15 protein-coding genes and 1 pseudogene are annotated in these 19451 nt (G+C 43.9%); 2 read left to right on the top strand and 14 right to left on the bottom strand.

Features of this window, described 5'->3' with window-relative positions; genetic code table 11:
• Positions 1-53: 53 nt before the first annotated feature.
• From trpC to smc, 9 genes and pseudogenes are all read right to left on the bottom strand, one after another.
• Positions 54-944: an indole-3-glycerol phosphate synthase TrpC gene (gene trpC, locus N39L_RS11350; protein WP_006620139.1), complete on the bottom strand. Its 891-nt coding sequence runs from the start codon at positions 942-944 to the stop codon at positions 54-56.
• 190 nt (positions 945-1134) lie between these two features.
• Entirely contained in the window at positions 1135-1470 is a 336-nt protein-coding gene (gene psb28, locus N39L_RS11345) for a photosystem II reaction center protein Psb28 (RefSeq protein WP_006620138.1), read from the bottom strand.
• 215 nt (positions 1471-1685) lie between these two features.
• Positions 1686-2678, bottom strand: coding sequence for a PRC-barrel domain-containing protein (locus tag N39L_RS11340; protein ID WP_006620137.1), 993 nt, complete (start codon positions 2676-2678; stop codon positions 1686-1688).
• 51 nt (positions 2679-2729) lie between these two features.
• Positions 2730-3002: pseudogene (locus N39L_RS11335) on the bottom strand (chromosome segregation protein SMC); the annotation flags it as partial.
• A 415-nt stretch (positions 3003-3417) separates the two neighbouring features.
• Positions 3418-3735, bottom strand: a complete 318-nt coding sequence (locus N39L_RS11330) for a hypothetical protein (protein ID WP_014275261.1) — start codon at positions 3733-3735, stop codon at positions 3418-3420.
• A gap of 246 nt (positions 3736-3981) precedes the next feature.
• Positions 3982-4713, bottom strand: coding sequence for a hypothetical protein (locus tag N39L_RS11325; RefSeq protein WP_231852152.1), 732 nt, complete (start codon positions 4711-4713; stop codon positions 3982-3984).
• An 8-nt stretch (positions 4714-4721) separates the two neighbouring features.
• Positions 4722-5039, bottom strand: coding sequence for a hypothetical protein (locus tag N39L_RS11320; RefSeq protein ID WP_014275258.1), 318 nt, complete (start codon positions 5037-5039; stop codon positions 4722-4724).
• A 91-nt stretch (positions 5040-5130) separates the two neighbouring features.
• Entirely contained in the window at positions 5131-5460 is a 330-nt protein-coding gene (locus tag N39L_RS11315; RefSeq protein ID WP_148261849.1) for a hypothetical protein, read from the bottom strand.
• Between the two features lie 210 nt (positions 5461-5670).
• Positions 5671-9279: a chromosome segregation protein SMC gene (gene smc / locus N39L_RS11310; RefSeq protein WP_014275255.1), complete on the bottom strand. Its 3609-nt coding sequence runs from the start codon at positions 9277-9279 to the stop codon at positions 5671-5673.
• Positions 9280-9541: 262 nt separating this feature from the next.
• Here smc and N39L_RS11305 point away from each other — a divergent pair, with 262 nt between their 5' ends.
• Positions 9542-10174, top strand: a complete 633-nt coding sequence (locus tag N39L_RS11305; RefSeq protein WP_043468220.1) for a GNAT family N-acetyltransferase — start codon at positions 9542-9544, stop codon at positions 10172-10174.
• A 42-nt stretch (positions 10175-10216) separates the two neighbouring features.
• Here N39L_RS11305 and N39L_RS11300 read toward each other — a convergent pair whose 3' ends face one another.
• On the bottom strand, positions 10217-12262 hold the full coding sequence (locus tag N39L_RS11300) for an ABC1 kinase family protein (RefSeq protein WP_006620134.1): 2046 nt from the start codon (positions 12260-12262) through the stop codon (positions 10217-10219).
• A gap of 63 nt (positions 12263-12325) precedes the next feature.
• Positions 12326-12754 (bottom strand): hypothetical protein, encoded by a 429-nt coding sequence (locus tag N39L_RS11295; RefSeq protein WP_006620133.1) that lies wholly within the window; start codon positions 12752-12754, stop codon positions 12326-12328.
• A 328-nt stretch (positions 12755-13082) separates the two neighbouring features.
• On the opposite strand from N39L_RS11295, the gene N39L_RS11290 reads away from it, so the two are divergent.
• Positions 13083-14330 (top strand): hypothetical protein, encoded by a 1248-nt coding sequence (locus tag N39L_RS11290; RefSeq protein WP_006620132.1) that lies wholly within the window; start codon positions 13083-13085, stop codon positions 14328-14330.
• 64 nt (positions 14331-14394) lie between these two features.
• On the opposite strand, the gene N39L_RS11285 is transcribed toward N39L_RS11290, so the two are convergent.
• Genes N39L_RS11285 through N39L_RS11275 form a run of 3 tightly spaced genes read right to left on the bottom strand, consistent with a single transcriptional unit; the run spans position 14395 to position 19445 of the window.
• Positions 14395-14775: a response regulator transcription factor gene (locus tag N39L_RS11285; protein WP_006620131.1), complete on the bottom strand. Its 381-nt coding sequence runs from the start codon at positions 14773-14775 to the stop codon at positions 14395-14397.
• Between the two features lie 19 nt (positions 14776-14794).
• Positions 14795-16207 (bottom strand): adenylate/guanylate cyclase domain-containing protein, encoded by a 1413-nt coding sequence (locus N39L_RS11280; RefSeq protein ID WP_006620130.1) that lies wholly within the window; start codon positions 16205-16207, stop codon positions 14795-14797.
• Positions 16197-19445: a response regulator gene (locus N39L_RS11275; protein WP_006620129.1), complete on the bottom strand. Its 3249-nt coding sequence runs from the start codon at positions 19443-19445 to the stop codon at positions 16197-16199. The genes N39L_RS11280 and N39L_RS11275 overlap by 11 nt, the downstream gene beginning before the upstream one ends.
• Positions 19446-19451: the final 6 nt, after the last annotated feature.

Raw genomic sequence — 19451 nt, 5'->3', positions numbered from 1 at the left:
GTATCTATCCGTATTTGTACTAGGTTATGGGGAACTAATTATTCTACTCGCTTTTAAGCTCTAGCTAACATTTGTTGCAGGGCGATTTGAGGATCTGGTTGTTTAACCAGGGACTCGCCGATTAAGACGGCTTCCGCGCCAGCTTGGACTACAATATCTAGGTCGGTGCTTTGATGCAAACCGGACTCACTGACAACCAGGATATTACTGGATTTGATTTGCGATCGCCGTTTTTCTAATAGGGTAGTTGTGGTATTGAGGTCTACCGTAAAATCGGAGAGGTTGCGGTTATTGATGCCAATCAGGTTAACTCCATCAATTGCCAAAACGCGATCGAGTTCCTCGAGGGTATGAACTTCTACCAGGGCAGTCATGGTGAGCATCTTAGCAATTTTAGTAAAATATTGCAGATCCTGGTCAGACAAAATTGCTGCAATTAGCAAAACTGCATCAGCCCCATGTAGTCGCGCTAGATAGAATTGATAGGGGTAGATCATGAAATCCTTGCAAAGTAGGGGCATATCTACGGCAGCGCGGACTTTCGCCAGGTTTTCAAAGCTACCCTGAAAGAATTTTTCGTCGGTTAAAACCGAGATACAGGTTGCGCCGCCCAGTGAGTAACTTTTGGCGATCGCCACACAGTCAAAATCTTCTCTAATTATGCCTTTACTAGGGGAGGCTTTTTTCACTTCGGCGATGACTGCGGGACGGGTCGTGGCTGTTTTGAGCGCCCCCAGAAAATCTCGACAGGGGGGTAAGTCCATGACCTGTTTTCTTAATTCTAGTAATGATAGGCGATCGCGTTTTTGGCTAACTTCCTTTTCTTTTTGCCAGACTATCTCTTCTAATATATGCCGTGGTTTAGCTTCTGGTGTCACTATTTGGTAACTGAGGTTAAGGACATCAACAGAAGGGTTAGGAGAATGGCGGCGAATTTCGATCATAGTTTCGGGAAAATTACGTTAATAATCAGCTACCTAAGAATTATGCAACATAAACAGGCTTTATATGTAGAGGTCTGCTTAGGATATACTCTAATTAGTTTTGACACTTCACAGTTTTTTTGATGGCTCGGAACACCCCGCCGCCAAGCTGTAGTCATGACGGTGGGAGTTTCCATAACTACCGGATATGTTAGGACTTATTGAATTCTAAACCGTTTTCTTCAGCATAGCGACTCATAAATCGCATAAACCTATCCCACTCTTCAGGGCTTCTCATTAAGTAAGTCGCCTCAATATCAGTAGCTTTACCATTAATGAATTTTCCCTTAACTTCACGAGTGGTGATTTCCCCTTCCTCGTCAATTAAATACATCCCGGTAATTTCCTCAGTCGCATCATCAGCTAAAGCCTTGGGATTTTGAAAACGAAATGTAGCTGTTCCTTGGCCACCATCTCGGGAACGAGTCAGGCGCACATCTGGGATTACTTCTTCGTCAACTCCCCGTGAAAATTGAATTGAAGCCATAAATAACTATGCAGTCAAATACTAAACATTTGTCAGCTTAACATTTTTCGATCGCCCCTGTCTCCCTAAAAAATCGGACTCTGAGGCTGCAAAATCACCACATTTTGATAAAGTCGCGCGATTATTACCACATTTTTATAAATTTGTCAACCCCCAAATATTTAAACCTTGAAGCCCACGCCATCACCGGAATATTTGGCGTGGGGGTAGGTTAGTTAGTAGCCGCCGGGTTCTTCCTCATATTCCGGCATTTTCTTTTTGTCAGGAATATTGACACGAGGCGCTTTATAAGGTTTAGGGGTTTCATCATCAGCCCAAGCATCAGACTCCACATCATCCTCATATTCTGGCGGGTATTCACGAGCATAGAGACGTTCTTGGCGGGGAGGTTCTATCGGCACATATTCCGCATCATCATAATCATCCCGTTCAGAATCCCCCCAATTATCATCTTCATAATCATCATAAATTGGTTCAGGCTGTCTAACCGGGGGAGGGGCGATGGGTTCTTGCCAGGTTTCTTCTTCTTCCCAGGCTTCCTCAACCGGGGCGGGGGTGCGATATTGTTGTTGTGGTGGTGCTTGAGGAACACCAGTACCCAATTGGTTAGCAGGTTTAACCGTGGGAGGATAATACATTCCTTCTTCTTCCCGGTTCCAGGGTGCTTCACCGAGTCCGAGACGTTCAAGGACACCGACCGTCAACTGTTGAAGTTGATCTTCTGAGCCTTCAAAGACAATTAAGCGGTTCGGGCCACTACTAACGATCGCATCTATAGAAAGTTCATAGGTACTAATGACCTGATCTGGAATTTGTGGGAAACCCAGAGAGGCGATAATAATTGATTCGAGCTTACCATCACGGGTATCGAAGCGGAAGCCCCGCACTCGTCCGAGGGGTTCTCCTGTTTCAGTAATTACCTCACTGTTGATCAAATCGCTGTAACCTTCTATATCAACATCATCCTCAAGAACCTGGTCGTTATCCACCAAGATCACGTCGCCGATCTCACAGACTCTATTGAGATAGATATATTTAGGCAGTCCAGCCACAGCTAGAAAATTGTCTCGCAACCCCAGGGCCACGATTTCCCGTCGGTCCACATCAACCCACAACTGACTAACGACTCCTAGTCGCTTGCCGCGATCGCGGGTAATCACTTGAGTGCCGAGAAGATCGGAACGTTGGCGGATATGTTCAGATGTCATACTTGGCTAAATTTAATTCCAAACGTAAATATATGTTACAGGGTCAACTTACTACAATTTGATACCCAGAACCTGAGTATAAGCCCCCCTAGCTTGTGTGACCCCAATGGTCTGCTGGGAGGCTTCCATCATTGGGCGACGCAGACTAACCACAATAAACTGGGCTTGTTGTGCTTGTTGTTTAATCATTTTAGCTAATCGTTCGACATTTGCCCCATCCAAGAACATATCAACCTCATCAAAAGCATAAAACGGGGAGGGTCGGTAACGCTGGAGGGCAAAAATAAAACTGAGGGCCGTTAGGGACTTCTCCCCTCCCGACATATAAGCCATGTAGGTTGGGTGAAACTCCGTGAAACCCAACATAACTGAGAGATGTTGTTGTTGGGTTCCGTACCTCCACCCAACCTACTAAATAGGCTGGGTAGGTTGGGTGAAACCCAACATAACTGAGAGATGGTGGCGTTGGGTTCCGTACCTCCACCCAACCATCTCAAATAGGCTGGGTAGGTTGGGTGAAACCCAACATAACTGAGAGATGTTGTTGTTGGGTTCCGTACCTCCACCCAACCTACTCAAATAGGCTGGGTAGGTTGGGTGAAACCCAACATAACTGAGAGATGTTGTTGTTGGGTTCCGTACCTCCACCCAACCATCTCAAATAGGCTGGGTAGGTTGGGTGAAAGCCAACATAACTGAGAGATGTTGTTGTTGGGTTTCGTACCTCCACCCAACCATCTCAAATAGGCTGGGTAGGTTGGGTGAAAGCCAACATAACTGAGAGATGTTGTTGTTGGGTTTCGTACCTCCACCCAACCATCTCAAATAGGCTGGGTAGGTTGGGTGAAAGCCAACATAACTGAGAGATGGTGGCGTTGGGTTCCGTACCTCCACCCAACCTACTAAATAGGCTGGGTAGGTTGGGTGAAAGCCAACATAACTGAGAGATGTTGTTGTTGGGTTCCGTACCTCCACCCAACCATCTCAAATAGGCTGGGTAGGTTGGGTGAAACCCAACATAACTGAGAGATGTTGTTGTTGGGTTCCGTACCTCCACCCAACCATCTCAAATAGGCTGGGTAGGTTGGGTGAAACCCAACATAACTGAGAGATGTTGTTGTTGGGTTCCGTACCTCCACCCAACCATCTCAAATAGGCTGGGTAGGTTGGGTGAAACCCAACTACTCAAATAGGCTGGGTAGGTTGGGTGAAAGCCAACATAACTGAGAGATGTTGGTGTTGGGTTCCGTACCTCCACCCAACCTACTAAATAGGCTGGGTAGGTTGGGTGAAACCCAACTACTCAAATAGGCTGGGTAGGTTGGGTGAAACCCAACATAACTGAGAGATGTTGTTGTTGGGTTTCGTACCTCCACCCCACCATCTCAAATAGGCTGGGTAGGTTGGGTGAAACCCAACATAACTGAGAGATGGTGGCGTTGGGTTCCGTACCTCCACCCAACCTACTAAATAGGCTGGGTAGGTTGGGTGAAACCCAACATAACTGAGAGATGTTGTTGTTGGGTTCCGTACCTCCACCCAACCTACTCAAATAGACTGGGTAGGTTGGGTGAAAGCCAACATAACTGAGAGATGTTGTTGTTGGGTTCCGTACCTCCACCCAACCTACTAAATAGGCTGGGTAGGTTGGGTGAAAGCCAACATAACTGAGAGATGTTGTTGTTGGGTTCCGTACCTCCACCCAACCTACTAAATAGGCTGGGTAGCTGGGTAGGTTGGGTGAAACCCAACATAACTGAGAGATGGTGGCGTTGGGTTCCGTACCTCCACCCAACCTACTAAATAGGCTGGGTAGGTTGGGTGAAAGCCAACATAACTGAGAGATGTTGTTGTTGGGTTCCGTACCTCCACCCAACCTACTAAATAGGCTGGGTAGGTTGGGTGAAAGCCAACATAACTGAGAGATGTTGTTGTTGGGTTTCGTACCTCCACCCCACCATCTCAAATAGGCTGGGTAGGTTGGGTGAAACCCAACATAACTGAGAGATGGTGGCGTTGGGTTCCGTACCTCCACCCAACCTACTAAATAGGCTGGGTAGGTTGGGTGAAAGCCAACATAACTGAGAGATGTTGGTGTTGGGTTCCGTACCTCCACCCCACCATCTCAAATAGGCTGGGTAGGTTGGGTGAAAGCCAACATAACTGAGAGATGTTGGTGTTGGGTTCCGTACCTCCACCCAACCTACTAAATAGGCTGGGTAGGTTGGGTGAAAGCCAACATAACTGAGAGATGGTGGCGTTGGGTTCCGTACCTCCACCCAACCATCTCAAATAGGCTGGGTAGGTTGGGTGAAAGCCAACATAACTGAGAGATGTTGGTGTTGGGTTCCGTACCTCCACCCAACCATCTCAAATAGGCTGGGTAGGTTGGGTGAAACCCAACATAACTGAGAGATGGTGGCGTTGGGTTCCGTACCTCCACCCAACCATCTCAAATAGGCTGGGTAGGTTGGGTGAAAGCCAACATAACTGAGAGATGGTGGCGTTGGGTTCCGTAGCGACCCCCAACCATCTCAAATAGGCTGGGTAGGTTGGGTGAAACCCAACATAACTGAGAGATGTTGGTGTTGGGTTCCGTACCTCCACCCAACCTACTAAATAGGCTGGGTAGGTTGGGTGAAAGCCAACATAACTGAGAGATGTTGTTGTTGGGTTCCGTACCTCCACCCAACCTACTAAATAGGCTGGGTAGGTTGGGTGAAAGCCAACATAACTGAGAGATGTTGTTGTTGGGTTTCGTACCTCCACCCCACCATCTCAAATAGGCTGGGTAGGTTGGGTGAAAGCCAACATAACTGAGAGATGGTGGCGTTGGGTTCCGTAGCGACCCCCAACCATCTCAAATAGGCTGGGTAGGTTGGGTGAAACCCAACATAACTGAGAGATGTTGGTGTTGGGTTCCGTACCTCCACCCAACCTACTAAATAGGCTCGCCGCCGAAATGCGATCGCCTTACCTCTAAAAACACTTACTACAATTTGATACCCAGAACCTGGGTATAAGCTCCCCTAGCTTGTGTTACCCCAATGGTCCGCTGGGAGGCTTCCATCATTGGGCGACGCAGACTAACCACAATAAACTGGGCTTGTTGTGCTTGTTGTTTAATCATTTTAGCTAATCGTTCGACATTTGCCCCATCCAAGAACATATCAACCTCATCAAAAGCATAAAACGGGGAGGGTCGGTAACGCTGGAGGGCAAAAATAAAACTGAGGGCCGTTAGGGACTTCTCCCCTCCCGACATAGAAGTTAAGCGCTGTACAGGCTTACCCTTGGGGTGGGCGACTAAATTTAAGCCGCTATTAAAGGGTTCTTCTGGGTCATCAATTTGCAAATATCCATCTCCCTCGGACAATTCAGCGAAAATAGTTTGGAAGTTTTGGTTAACGGCATCAAAGGCATCCTGAAACGCCCGACGGCGGAGGGTGGTAAAGTTTTCAATGCGTAATAGTAGTTCTGTCCTCTCCCCGTGTAGGGTAGCCAGTTTTTGGCTTAACTCCTCTAGGCGGGTAGTAGTACGTTCGTACTCTTCTAGGGCTAACATATTGACAGGTTCGAGATCTTCCATGCCCTTGGTGAGGGATTTCATCTCCCGTTGGAGGGTAGCCAGATCCAGTTTTTCGGGAATGGTGGGTAGTGGGTCGGGAAGTTCAGCTTTTTGGGTTTCGAGTTGTTGCTGTTTAATGTTGAGTTGTTCACGTCGTCCTAGTTGGGTTTCCTCAAGTTTCTGGATCTGCCATTCTAACTGCGACTGGGCGGTGTGCATTTCCCGCAGTTGTGTTTCAGCGCGATCGCGTTCTTGTTTTGCCGTCCCCAAGCGTTGCTCAACCTGAGCCATGGCGGCGCGGGTTTCTCGAATTTGGTTATTGATGCTGGTAATGCGGTTTTGGGTATCGGTGATTTGTTGGTTAAAGGACTCTTGCTGCTGCTTGAACTCAGCCGCGCGTCGGTGGTCTGCTGCCAACTTTTCGCGCCGCGTGGCCGATTGGGTATTAATATCGATTAACCGCTGTTCAACTTCTCGGAGGGCGGTTTCTTGGGCTTGCAGGTGCGCTTCTTGTTGTCGTAGCCGAATTTGTATCTGTTGCCATTCACTGTGGCTGTTGGTGATTTCCAATTGAGCTAGGGTTTCACGATCGCTTTGTAGTTGTTGTTCGGCGGCGGGAATCGTGCTATCTAGTGCTGCTAGACGTTCCCTCGCGGTAGACCATTCTTGGGTTTGCGTGGCTAACTGCGATCGCATTTGTTCTCTAGTCGTGGTAATAGCTAAAATTTGGGACTCTACTTGAGTCACCTTTTGGGTAGCCTCTCGCAGATTTTGTTTAGCCTCGATTAATTCCGCAGAACGTTGTTTAGCCGTTTGCGCCCCCTCTGCAATACCTTGACCCAGGCGGCCCAGTAGCAATTCTATTTCGGCTAATCTTTCTTTAGTCGTGGCGATATCACGGGCTGAGGCATTAGCTTGATCATCTACACTACCAAAGTGCAGAGTTGAACGGGATGTGCTACTACCGCCAGTCATTGCCCCACTAGATTCTAGCAATTCCCCGTCTAATGTCACCATCCGATATTGTCCCAGATAGCGGCGGGCTTGATTTAGGGACTTAAATACTAGAGTTTTGCCAAAGACATAATCGAAAATGTGATCATAACGGCGATCGCATTCAATTAAATTTACTGCCAGGTCTACCAATCCATCAAGGATCGCGGGGATGGAAGTTTCCATTCTCTCTGATGATCGTCTAATTTTGTTGAGGGGGAGAAACGTAGCCCGTCCCGCTTTTTCTCGTTTCAACAGAGCGATCGCCTCTGCCGCCACCGTATCATCTTCTACCACTAAATGTCCTAACCTACCTCCCGCAGCAATTTCTAAAGCTAGTTGATATTTAGGTTCTACCCGTCCCAACTGACAGACCAAACCACAGACCCCAGTTAACCCAGCTTTTTTAATCGCCATAGTCGCATAGCTCCCCGTCGCCTCTTCACGGGCTTGTTGTTGAGCTTCCAGGCGGTCTAATTTACGTTGACGTTCCCGCTGTTCTTCTAATAAGCGGTTGAGTGTGTCTTGTTGTACAGACAGATCTTCTTCTAGGGCGGTCACTATGCGCGATAGAGACTCTACCTGAACAGCCGCGCGATCGCGAGCCTTAGTAGCCGTTTCCAGAGTTTCCTGTTCCGTAGTTAATTGCTCCTGTAAGGATTTTAGCGCCTGTTCCCTTTCCTGGGTTTGGCGCTGTAGTTGTTCCGATCTTTCCCGCAGTCTCGCTTGTTCTGTCTTTTGGGGGTTGAGGCTATTTTGCAGCGCTTCTATTTGGCGGTGTAGTTCCGTCTGTTGCACCATCCAAGTTTCCGCTTGATTAGCTATTTTATCAGCCTGGCTACGGGTTTCGTTCAGGCTAGTTTGGGCGACATGGCGATCGCTTTCCCGAACCCGTGCTAACTCCGTTTCCCTCTTTTTTTGCTGTTCCAAATTAGCCAGAGTTTGGCTATGTTCTTCAATAGCCCCTTGGGTTTGTCGGATCTGCTCACTCACCTTTTGCGCCGCCGTTTCCAATTCCCGCCGCCTCTGTCCAGTAGAACCCAGTTCCGCTTCCTGGGTAGCCAGGGTTGACTGGAGTTGCAGCAGTTCTTCTTCCCCCATAGCTTTTACTAAAGCGTTTAATGTTTCTAGGGTAGTGGTTGCTTGTTTAATTTGGCTTTGCTGCTGTTGGAATTGTTCCGTCAATTCACTATGGCTGCGATCGCCTGCTTCTATTTGTTCCCGCAGTCGCCAGAGTTGTTGTTGTAGGGTTTGATAGTGACCGATAGCGTACCAAAGGCTTTTTTCCTGTAATTCAGCCTTGAGTTTTTGATACTTTTCCGCTTTGGCGCGGTCTTTAGCCAGGCGATCGCGTTGGCTAATTAGTTCCTGTTCAACTATGCGGCTACGTTCTTCCCGTTCTTTGACCGTATCGAGTTTTTCGCGAGCTAGAACAATTTTGCGATCGAACTGTGCTACCCCCGCCAGTTCGTCGATAATTTCCCGCCTTTCCCTCGGTTTCATCGTGATAATACCCGTCACGTCTCCCTGAAGCACAACGTTATAACCTTCTGGGTAGATCCGCAGACGGTTTAGTTGTTCGTGTAGTTCAGTTTGCGTACAGGGTTCCCCATTGATATAGTAGGTAGAGGTGTAGGTTCCCTGTTTTGTCACCCGCAATTTCCGGGTTACACTCCATTCTTCCTTAGCTACCAGTCCCGTTTCTTCCCCTTCTGTTACCGTTTCTCCCTCCCCTCCCAGTTGCGTCGGTTCCTCTTCTAGTTCGGGAAATGTTAGGTCTGATAGGTCAAAAGTAACCGTAACCCGAGTTTCTACCGTCGTTTTCCGGCTTTGGGAATTATTCACCAAATCGGGTAATCTTTCCGCCCGCATTCCTTTCGACGAGGACAGACCTAGGGCGAATAATAGAGCATCAAGAATGTTGGATTTCCCCGAACCGTTCGGTCCAGACACCACTGTAAACCCCGGTAGCAGCGGAATTGAAGTAGTGCCACCGAAGGATTTAAAGTTGGTAAGTTCCACGCGCTTGATGTGAACCATTGAGGCTGGTTAAGTTTGCAAATAAGGTATTATAGGGGTTTTATCAACAAGGGTAGCATAGGTTTAGTGCCTTTTTCCGTAATCGTGGTAACATGGGGACCTGTTTACCCTAGGCTAGGAAGGTAGATTATGGAAGATACGGCGCTACTTGATGGGATTATCGGGTTTTTGGCGATCGCTATTTTGGTGGGCGGTCTGATTTTACTGTTTCAAGGGGTTTCTTCGATTAAGTAGGATATCAACTAGGAGTTAATTGATTAATATGTCTGAGGTGGAGTTTCAACAAATTACCCTCGAAAATCCTGATTTTGCTCAGGCGATCGCACTTTATCAACAGAGTTTTTCTCCCCAGGAAATCATCCCTATTCCTATCATATCCCGGTCTCTCAAGTTGGGCAATATTCAACTCTGGGGGGGATATTATCAGCAGCGATTCGCCCTCATGTCTATTGTTCATCCTTTGCCAAATTCGGAATTTGTTTTATTAGGATATTTGGCGACTGTTCCCCATTTAAGAAATATTAAAATCGGTTCTCAGTTTTTAGAATATATTATCAATGTCGTTCAACAGGATGACAAATCACTTATCTTAGAGGTAGAACATCCTGATTTTGGCGAAAATCGCCAGTTAAAACAGCGCCGCGTTGCCTTTTATCAAAGGTTAGGCGCTCGAATATTTCAGGACATTATTTATATTTTACCTGCCTTAGATGGCACTACAACCACCGAAATGATGTTAATGATTATCGGTGAAAAACATCAGGACAAGTTACCCAAAACCCTTGTACAGCAGTTAATCCGCGATTTATATTCAGAGGTATATAACTGCAATCCTGATGACTCGATTTTTCATTGGATTGCAGATATTAAACACGACATTAATTTGATTAGTTAGTCATGGTAATTACCTGTGATAATAGGGCGGGTTAATTAATTATCAATTATCAAACCGAAAGGCGGCGGGGAGAGATAATTGTGGGAAAGGTTTAACCTCAGCAGGTTTAGGCGAATGTCCGTTTTGGGATGAAGGGTTAGATTCATCCGAGGCTAACATCTCTCGAAGGAGACGAGCGATCGCTCTTTGTGCTAAATCCCCGGCGACCTGCTGACTCAAATCTCGCACTTCCGGTTTTCCTAACAAGTTCGGAACCCGCTGTACTAATAACATAGGGTCAAAACCCTTAGTTTCCTGAAGAATAGCAATAATCCGCTGAACATGATCAAGATTTTTACGATCAGTTTCTGATACTGACTGGACTGGTGGCTGAGTTTTTACCCCCATCCATTGAGCAATAGTCCTTTGTGCTTTAGCGATCGCACTTTGGGAAGCCAAATCAATATTATTAACCAATTCCCGCGCCAGATTTTCTCGGATAAACTCTCCTCTTTCCGAGAAAATAAAATCTAAAGTCTGATCGAGAACCTGATTAATATCGTAATCATCGCTATTTTTAGCATTTTTGAGCAAATTTTCCAAACGATTCCACCGGAAGGAACCATCTTTAAATAGTAATAGGCGCAGAGAAGTTCGTAACTCTGGCGCTGGGTCACTTAATAAGCGTTTCGCTACATAGGGATAGGCTTTGCTGAGAACTTTAAAATTGGGGTCAACATTAATCGCAATTCCTTCTAAAGTTACCAGCGATCGGATAATTAACGCATAATAAGCCGGCACCTTAAACGGGTACTCATACATCAAAGCCGAAAGTTCATCAGTAATGCTTTTAAAATTCAACTCGGCTACACTAGCACCCAAAGCATTGTTAAACACCTCCCCTAAAGCTGGGATAATCGGGGTTAGGTCTGTGTCAGGACTCAAAAACTCTAGCTTTACATAATCATGTGCTAAACCTTCAAAATCCCGATTAACTAAATGCACCACCGCTTCTAGTAGACCATAACGCTGATAGGGTTTAACCTCGCTCATCATCCCGAAATCGAGATAAACTAACTTTCCATCTGGACTAGCCAGCAAGTTACCTGGGTGAGGGTCAGCATGAAAAAATCCATGTTCTAGGAGTTGACGGAGGGAACATTGTACCCCCACTTCAATTAAATAACGAGCATCAATTCCTTGGGCGGCAATTTCTTCTAAATTGGTGAGTTTGGTTCCCGTTACCCACTCCATTGTTAACACCCGCCGTCCGGTATATTCCCAATAGATACGGGGTACATAAATATCTTTTAAATGTCCGTAGAGTTCTTGGAAGCGTTCCGCATTACGACCTTCTTGGTTGTAGTCCATTTCTTCATAGATGCGACTCCCCAACTCATCCATAATCGCTACTAAGTCGCTGCGAATAAATTTCAGGTTATTATTCGCCCAAATTGCCAACGTTCTGAGAATATAAATATCTAGTCCTATTCTTTCGCATAGGTCAGGACGCTGAACTTTAACGGCTACGGTTTCACCTGTTTTCAGTTTGCCTTTATAGACTTGTCCTAGGGAGGCGGCGGCGAGGGGGTCGGAGCTAAGTTCAGCATAGATGTTTTCTGGCCGATCGCCTAATTCTTCTTCAATAAACTTATAGGCTACTTCGTTGGGGAAGGGGGGTAATTGGTCCTGGAGTTTGGTTAATTCTTCAAGATATAGTGGCGCTACTAAATCAGGACGGGTTGATAAGGCTTGTCCGATTTTGATGAAAGCTGGACCGAGTTCGGTCAGCAGGTTTCGCAGTTGAATGGCTCGTTTGCGCTGATTACGATCGCCCCTAGCAAATCGGCGATCGCTCCAAATTCCCCAATACCAAAATCCGAGTTTCCAGATAATTGACAACAGGCGACCCCAAACCTCAAAAATCCGCGAACGATAATGATTGGCGATCGCTTCGGGGTCATAACGCAATAAGACTTCCTCGGAATTCGCTTGTGTATTTATAGTTTCCGAGAAGTTCACATCAATGGCCTCGGTTTCGAGTGCTTTCGGTGTTAGTGAATTGGAGTCAGCCTCGGACAATGTAGGCAACACTGGTTTAGCTGTCATGTAAATCTTGGTTAGGGTCTGATTGTGATTGTAAACTATCTTAACAAATTTTCAGCTAAAGTTCTAAGGCTGTTGGATTGACTCTCGCTTCAGTCTATGACATAGATTAAGCAAGTGACAAAGACTGTTGACCGGAAGTCTGGGAGGAGGTGAGTCGGAGTTAGGCCAATCTTTGAGGTCAAAACAGGGACAGCAGGGTGTTGGCATACCGTGAATGCGGACCGGAATAGGCATTGCACACCTAGCACAGTCGATGATTTCCCATTCGGGTGTCAGTAGTTGTGCTATGGTCTCATTGGTTCCCTCTAGGTAGCAGTCGCCAGACTCTGGACTTAAAATTTGTTCCCAGCACTCCTCGAATTCTTGGCTATAGCGATCGCCTGCAATAATCCTTAATGGTAGTTGAGTTTGGCTGCCATTATTCAGGACAACCTTTTTGCCTAACTGAAACCAGTGGGCTAGATATTGTTTTACTTGGTTTTCGGAAGCCATAATTTTTGATCCGGGTTGCCATTAATCTTTGCTAATTGGGAGAATTTCTGACTCCTATTGATGATTTTAGCTTAACAAAGCTGAGATTGAGGTAATTCAAACCTTTAATAATATTTAAGTTTTGGCGACAATGACTAATAATTAATTATCAATACTGTAGCAATATAAATCAGTATTTGTACGGATGGTTAGGTGAGTATAAGCAGATTTGACCAGGGAATTTTCCGTAATTTCCACATTGTCTAGTTTATAGTATGCGGCTTAAAATGAATTTACTGGCAACAGTAGACAGTTGTTGCTAATGGCTCAATTAACGAGGACTCTTAGAATGAGTACGGCTTTCTCGGTTTTAGACCTAGCCAAACAGGGAGATATTAATGCGATCGCTACATTAATTCAAAACAAACTAGAATCGAAAGGTATTCGGGTAAGGTTTGACTGTGATCAAGGAGATATTAAGTTATTTTTAGAATCTTCTCGCCTGGGAGGAAAAACCGTAGGGGATGCTGTTTATAAGTATGTTGAAGCCAGCAAGTTTAACTTACAGTGTATTAACTCCATAAAAATCTATAAGACCAATGAAGGTCGTTGGAAATTAGTTTATCGAGTCGAAGTTGAGCAGAAGAAGAATGAGAATGTAATCGCCTTAGAAGTCAACTCACCTCGGACTCTTACCGCACCGGAAATAAACGGCAATGCTTCAGACTTACTCCCTCTCAAACAAGACTTGGAACAGTTACACGAATCGGTCAAAAACGAAATTAACCGTCTGTCTCAAATTTCATCCCAATTAGAAAGGGTGTTACAGGTATTAGAACCTAAGATTCCTTCACCTAAACCAGTAGAAACAAGCCAAGAACCGACCGAGTTAATTAACTGGCTACAACAACTGGAGATTACAGTTAACAGTAGTAATCAACCCAGTTCCTCTGATGATGTCCTCAATCAACTAGCTGATATCATTGGTAATAACTACCAAGATTTAAGTAGATTACATCAGGCGATCGTCCAGAGTATTTGTAGCAAAAGTCCTTTTCATCTCAACTTATCTAATAGTAGTCAAGCCGAGATATCGCAATCGACACAATTATGTAATAGGCTAAGTCGTCTCAGCTTTCTGTCAACCTATCACTATAATAAAAGTAGTAAAACCATTTCCGGTAAAGTTGACCCCCAAGGACCAATTATCAATTTCTTTAATGGTATGTGGTTTGAGAGGTTTATTTACCGAAAAATCACCAATTTCTTTAATGAGTATGACCTCAGCTATCAATGCTTAATCAATCCTAAGCTAGAATTTGCAAATGGAAATGTATTTGAGTTAGATTTTCTGTTTTGGGTGAACCAGCAAGTTCTCTGGGTTGAATGCAAATCAGGTAAAAATTATAACCCCACTATCAGTATCTATGAGGCTCATAGAAATTCTCTAGAATTACCGAAAGAATCGTCGATGATGGTATTATTACAAGCAGATACACAACAAACAAGAGACCTGACTACACTACGAGGCTTAACCATTGTGAACCCTGATAATTGCATTGATGAAATCAAACAAACTCTTAACTTAGGTAGTTAAGAGGAAGTCAGGATCGAATTTTTTTGAGTTGGGGGTTAGGCGCTAAAATGCGCCTGATTAGCAGTTAAGACATCCCGAGGATTTCCAGGGACTTTTCTAGGACTTCATCGGGATCAAAAGGCTTAGTCATATACAAATTGGCTCCCACCTTTTCACCCTGTTGTTTATCAAATTCCTGACCTTTAGCAGTGAGCATAATCACAAAAACATCAGATAATCCCAGTTCATTTTTGACGGCGTTACAGACATCAAAACCATTCATTTTCGGCATCATCACATCCAGAAAAATCAAATCCGGCTTTTGTTGTTTGATAATGGCGATCGCCGCTTCACCGTTATCAGCGATTAATAACTCCACACCCTCATCTTCTAGTTCTTCCAAAGTTTGTTGAAGCAAGAGTCTGATATGAGGTTCATCATCTACAATTAAAATACTTAGTGACATCAGTTTTTCCCTAAACCATTCAATATAACACTTCAAAGACTTCTATCTTATTTTTTTTACCCTTGAGCTTAACAATACCCACCTCTTTAAAAGAGAAATCATTTTGTGTTGCATTATATATACTACGTCCTACCAGTATTTGTCTACCCTTGGCCAAAGATTGTAACCGAGAGGCCACATTAACCTGATCTCCGATCGCCGTATAATCAACATGATGGGGTGAGCCAATATTCCCGACCACTACCTCACCGGAACTAATACCAATTCCGGTATGAAAATTGTCTCGAATCCAATGATTAGGGATGTGTTGTAAGCGATTTTGCATTCCAATGGCGGCTTCTATGGCTCGTTGTTCACAATTAGTCAAACTAGCGGGAGCGCCAAACATACAAACGATCATATCTCCGACAAACTTATTGACAGTCCCCCCATGTTCAAAAATGACATTAACCATCTCTTCAAAATAAATATTCAAATATTCGACAATTTTTTCCGGTGGCAATTCTTCGCACTTGGTGGTAAAATCACGGATATCAGCAAATAAAATAACTAAATTTTTGCGGCAGTTTTTCAGCAAATTTTCATCTTTGGAGTTAATCACAGCCTGGACTAACTGAGGTGACATATATCTTTCCAAGTTACTTTTAATGCGTTCTTCTTGCAATCGATATTCATGAAATCGGATATTTTCAATAGCATTAGCAGCCTGAGATGCGATCGCTGTCAATAATTTTAAATCACTAGCGTTATAGGAGACAGGTTTAGTGCTAAATAGCACAATAAAACCGATAATCCGGTTTTGATGTTTGAGAGGCGAAAACAAAAGAGCCGATATTTGGGAAGCCATGAACGCCAAGCGAAAATCATAGGCGAGATTATTGATAATTTCCGGCTGTAAAAAATCAAAAATAGCCTCGGAAATTTTCTCGGATAAGGGATAACTAAGTTGAGAACATTCCCCAGCAACTACAATCATTTCACACTGTTGATTTTGTTCATCATCCTGATGACAATTAATCACAAAACCCCCAGTAGCTCGAATAGCTTGCATAGCTTCTTGTAAAATCAGTAAAGCCAAAGATTTATGATCCAAAACCGCACTCAATTTTTCCGAAATTCGGTAAAGTAGATTAATTTCCTTATACCTTTCCAAGGTTTCATGAGCCAAAGTTTTGCGTTCCCATTCTCGATTAACTAAATAAGTCAGTAGAGAAGCCACTGTAGCGGCTTCTTTATCGCCTTCGACCCAACCAATAGATTGATTATGAAGTAAAATCGGATAAGTTTCTGTATGGAGTGCTTGAAGGTCACCCAATAGACAATTACCCTCGTGGTCAAAAATAGAAATTGAGCCACTATTTAACTTAAGAATTTCATCGATAATTGAGGCAATCTCAGGAAAACGCAAAATTTGTTTAAGTTTAATCTTCATGGTTGCCACAGGAGTCTTCTAACAAAAATAGAAATATATTAGCTAGTTCTTTTTCAAACTTCAAACTACTAACCAAATTATACTTTTTGGAAAATTCAGCATTAGCAATCACCAAATCTGGTTTTATGGCTCGAATTTGAGGTAAAAACTCTTCCTGTGTTTGAGTCTGAGATACAATATAACCTTGAGTTTTTAGGACTTCATTTAAAATCTCAAGGGTGGAAATATCGCGATCGACAATTAACACCCGTTTAGGAGACTCTCCACGAGCAAACAAAGATTTAACTTCTTGTAATAAAGTTTCTTGAGCCACTGGCTTAGTTAGGTATTTATCAACCCCTACCTGATAGCCACGACTAACTGAGTCATCAGCGGAGACAACCAAAATAGGAATATGCTGAGTTTCCGGGTCATGTTTTAAAATAGCCGCCACATCAAAACCATTAATCTCCGGCATAATAATATCAAGAATTACTAAATCTGGTGGATTTTGTTTAATTTGACTAATGGCTTCTCGACCATCTTTCGCCAAGCGGACATTATAGCCTTCCGCATCTAATTCTTGACGCAATAACTCTCTAATACTTGGGTCATCATCCACGATTAAAATAGTCTTTTTATGTTCTCCTATGGACTGATTATCCTGATGTTTTTCATTAGTTAGGTGATTAATTAAAGATTGCAAATCAAGAGTTTTAACAGCGTTTTGGATATCTTGGTCATCAGGTAAAGGCAAGGTAAAATAGAAGGTACTACCCACTCCCACCTGACTTTCTACCCAAATCGACCCGCCGTGATGCTGGATAATTTCTTGGCAAATTGGCAAGCCTAAACCAGTTCCTTGCGGTTTATTAGTTAGGGTATTACCTACCTGTTTAAACTTCTCGAAAACCTGTTCTCTATCAGCAGCATCAATACCACAACCTGTGTCTTTTACGGACACTTTAATCGCGGACTTGACCGCCATTAATTTTAATGTTACATTGCCTGTTTCTGTGAATTTTACAGCATTAGAAATTAAGTTAATAAAAACCTGCATTAATTTATCATTGTCTCCCATAATATCGGGGAGATTGTCCGGCATATTTACAATTAATTTAATTGGCTTGTTATTAAATAAAGAAGTAGTGGCAGATATGGCTCGTTCTACTACGGTTTTGATAGATAAGGGTTCTATATGCCATTCGGTCTTACCAGCTTCCATTTTGGCAATATCAAGCACATCATTAATTAGATTGGTTAATCGTATGCCTTCTGAAACAATAATATCTACATTACTAGCGACTTGATTAACGGCTCTATTGATTTTTGTGTCATCAGTTTTAATGAAGGGTAAAATCACATCATCCAGTTTTTTCTGAATCAATTTAGCAAACCCCAAAACAGAGGTTAAAGGTGTTCTTAATTCGTGGGATACGGTGGAGATAAAATCAGTTTTCATCCGATCTATTTCTTTTTCAGCGGTAATATCCCTAAATAATACCACTGAACCAATATATATTAATTCTTCTGAACCTGATGGGGAAGATACCTGTTTAAGTACACCCTTAGCGACGGCTTGACCAATGCGATCGCCTTCTAATTTGACTTCCCCTTGGAAAGCATCCAGAGGTTGAGCCTTAGACTGCAAAAGCAAATTCAGCACATCCCCACTAAAGGCTTCGCTGCACAATTTACCCCGTATATCTAAATCTCCCAAAGCAAACAAATTAGCCAAAGCCGGATTAGTGCGAGTAATTTTACCTTCAGCATCAGTAACTAACAATCCATCAGCAATGTGGTCAATAATTGAAGTCAGATTAGCCAAAGTTTCCTGAAGTTCAACGGTAGCCATTTTCACCCTCTCTTCTAAATATTTATTAGCATCAGATAACTGTTGATTAAACTCTTTAATGTCAGTAATCATCTGATTAAAAGTCCGAGCCAAAATCCCAATTTCGTCTTGAGTTAAAACGGGTGCTTGACAGTCAAAATTGCCATCAGAAACCTTTAAAGCAGTCTCAGTAATTGCCAGAATAGGTTGAGTAATTTTGCGAGTTAACAGATATACAGCAATCAACAGTAAACTGATAGAAGTCAACCCTAGCAACAAGATATCTTTAGCGAGGCGATTAGCGGGAGCAAAGGCTTCTTTTTGTTCCATTTCGGCAATCAAAGCCAAATTTTGCTCTTCCAACCAGGTATATACCCCAATCACGGGAATACCATCATAATTGCGATAAATACCCTCTCCGGTTTCTCCCCGCAAAGCTGCATCAATTCCGGGACTGCTAACAGCTTGGATCAGTTTTTCTTCTCCGATTTGGTGACTAGAAATCAAAGCGCTTTGGCTTTCTAAACGACCGACTAAATAAGTTTCGCCACTGTTTCCCAAACCCGCCCTTTTTCGGATAATTTCATCGATACTATTCAGGTTTAAATCTATGGCAATGACAGCTATACGTTGATTTTCTGGGGTTAAATTAATATTGTTGGTTGATTGCACTAATTGTTGGAGGGTGGCGCGATCGGGTTGTCCAGTTACTGGCAGTCCATAGGCATTTTGAGCGTCTTGGATGGCTGTTTCGGTTTCCACGCCCCATATATTGTCAATGGAACCATTATAAAAGCCTCCGTTAGCCAACAGGGTTTGAATAGCAATGATATTATCTGACTCTGGTATATCCAGGGTGGCGCTAGTGGAAGACCTAGGACTAAAAACCGGGGAGGCTAGGGTGACCATGGGTCGCCCAGTTTTGGTGGAGGTGTAAAAATTAGGACGGACTCGATCGCCTGACTCTATACTTTCAAAATAGGTGGTAGTATTGCCTAGCGGTTGATAGTTTCCGATAGTGGTGGGGTCAGTAGAATAGATGATAATTCCAGCGGTGGTCAGTAGAGAAATGCGATCAATTTCGGGCTTGAGGGCGAGGATTTGAGTTAATTCTTGGTTGATTATCTCTTGAGCTTGAGATTTTTGGGCTTCTGTGGCGTTGGGGTCTACCAGAATTGCGGCTTGAGTCCTGACGGTTAAGTTACTAGCGGTGGCTAGGGTTTCTCGCCGTTGAGTTTCTGCCCATTTGTTGACCTGATGGGCTTTGAGGGAAGTAGCTACCTGCAATCTCTCAAAAACTGATTGTTGCAGGGACTCCCGCGCGCGAATGTTAACAGTAAAGCTAACCAGCCCAACGGTGACACCGGACAGTAAGAAAAAGTAACCCACCAATTTTGACAGTAGGCTTTGATTGAGGAGTTTCATCTGTTT

The organism is Limnospira platensis NIES-39, assembly GCF_026000695.1.
Taxonomy (GTDB): Bacteria; Cyanobacteriota; Cyanobacteriia; order Cyanobacteriales; family Microcoleaceae; genus Limnospira; species Limnospira platensis.
This window is presented reverse-complemented; position numbering and strand designations above follow the sequence as displayed.

Excerpts from the sequence above, each read along its gene's own strand:
- psb28 (WP_006620138.1), bottom strand. The coding sequence starts at position 1,470 with ATGGCTTCAATTCAATTTTCACGGGGAGTTGACGAAGAAGTAATCCCA.
- N39L_RS11280 (WP_006620130.1), bottom strand. The coding sequence starts at position 16,207 with ATGAAGATTAAACTTAAACAAATTTTGCGTTTTCCTGAGATTGCCTCA.
- smc (WP_014275255.1), bottom strand. The coding sequence starts at position 9,279 with ATGGTTCACATCAAGCGCGTGGAACTTACCAACTTTAAATCCTTCGGT.
- N39L_RS11295 (WP_006620133.1), bottom strand. The coding sequence starts at position 12,754 with ATGGCTTCCGAAAACCAAGTAAAACAATATCTAGCCCACTGGTTTCAG.
- N39L_RS11340 (WP_006620137.1), bottom strand. The coding sequence starts at position 2,678 with ATGACATCTGAACATATCCGCCAACGTTCCGATCTTCTCGGCACTCAA.
- N39L_RS11290 (WP_006620132.1), top strand. The coding sequence starts at position 13,083 with ATGAGTACGGCTTTCTCGGTTTTAGACCTAGCCAAACAGGGAGATATT.
- N39L_RS11285 (WP_006620131.1), bottom strand. The coding sequence starts at position 14,775 with ATGTCACTAAGTATTTTAATTGTAGATGATGAACCTCATATCAGACTC.
- N39L_RS11275 (WP_006620129.1), bottom strand. The coding sequence starts at position 19,445 with ATGAAACTCCTCAATCAAAGCCTACTGTCAAAATTGGTGGGTTACTTT.
- N39L_RS11305 (WP_043468220.1), top strand. The coding sequence starts at position 9,542 with ATGTCTGAGGTGGAGTTTCAACAAATTACCCTCGAAAATCCTGATTTT.
- trpC (WP_006620139.1), bottom strand. The coding sequence starts at position 944 with ATGATCGAAATTCGCCGCCATTCTCCTAACCCTTCTGTTGATGTCCTT.
- N39L_RS11300 (WP_006620134.1), bottom strand. The coding sequence starts at position 12,262 with ATGACAGCTAAACCAGTGTTGCCTACATTGTCCGAGGCTGACTCCAAT.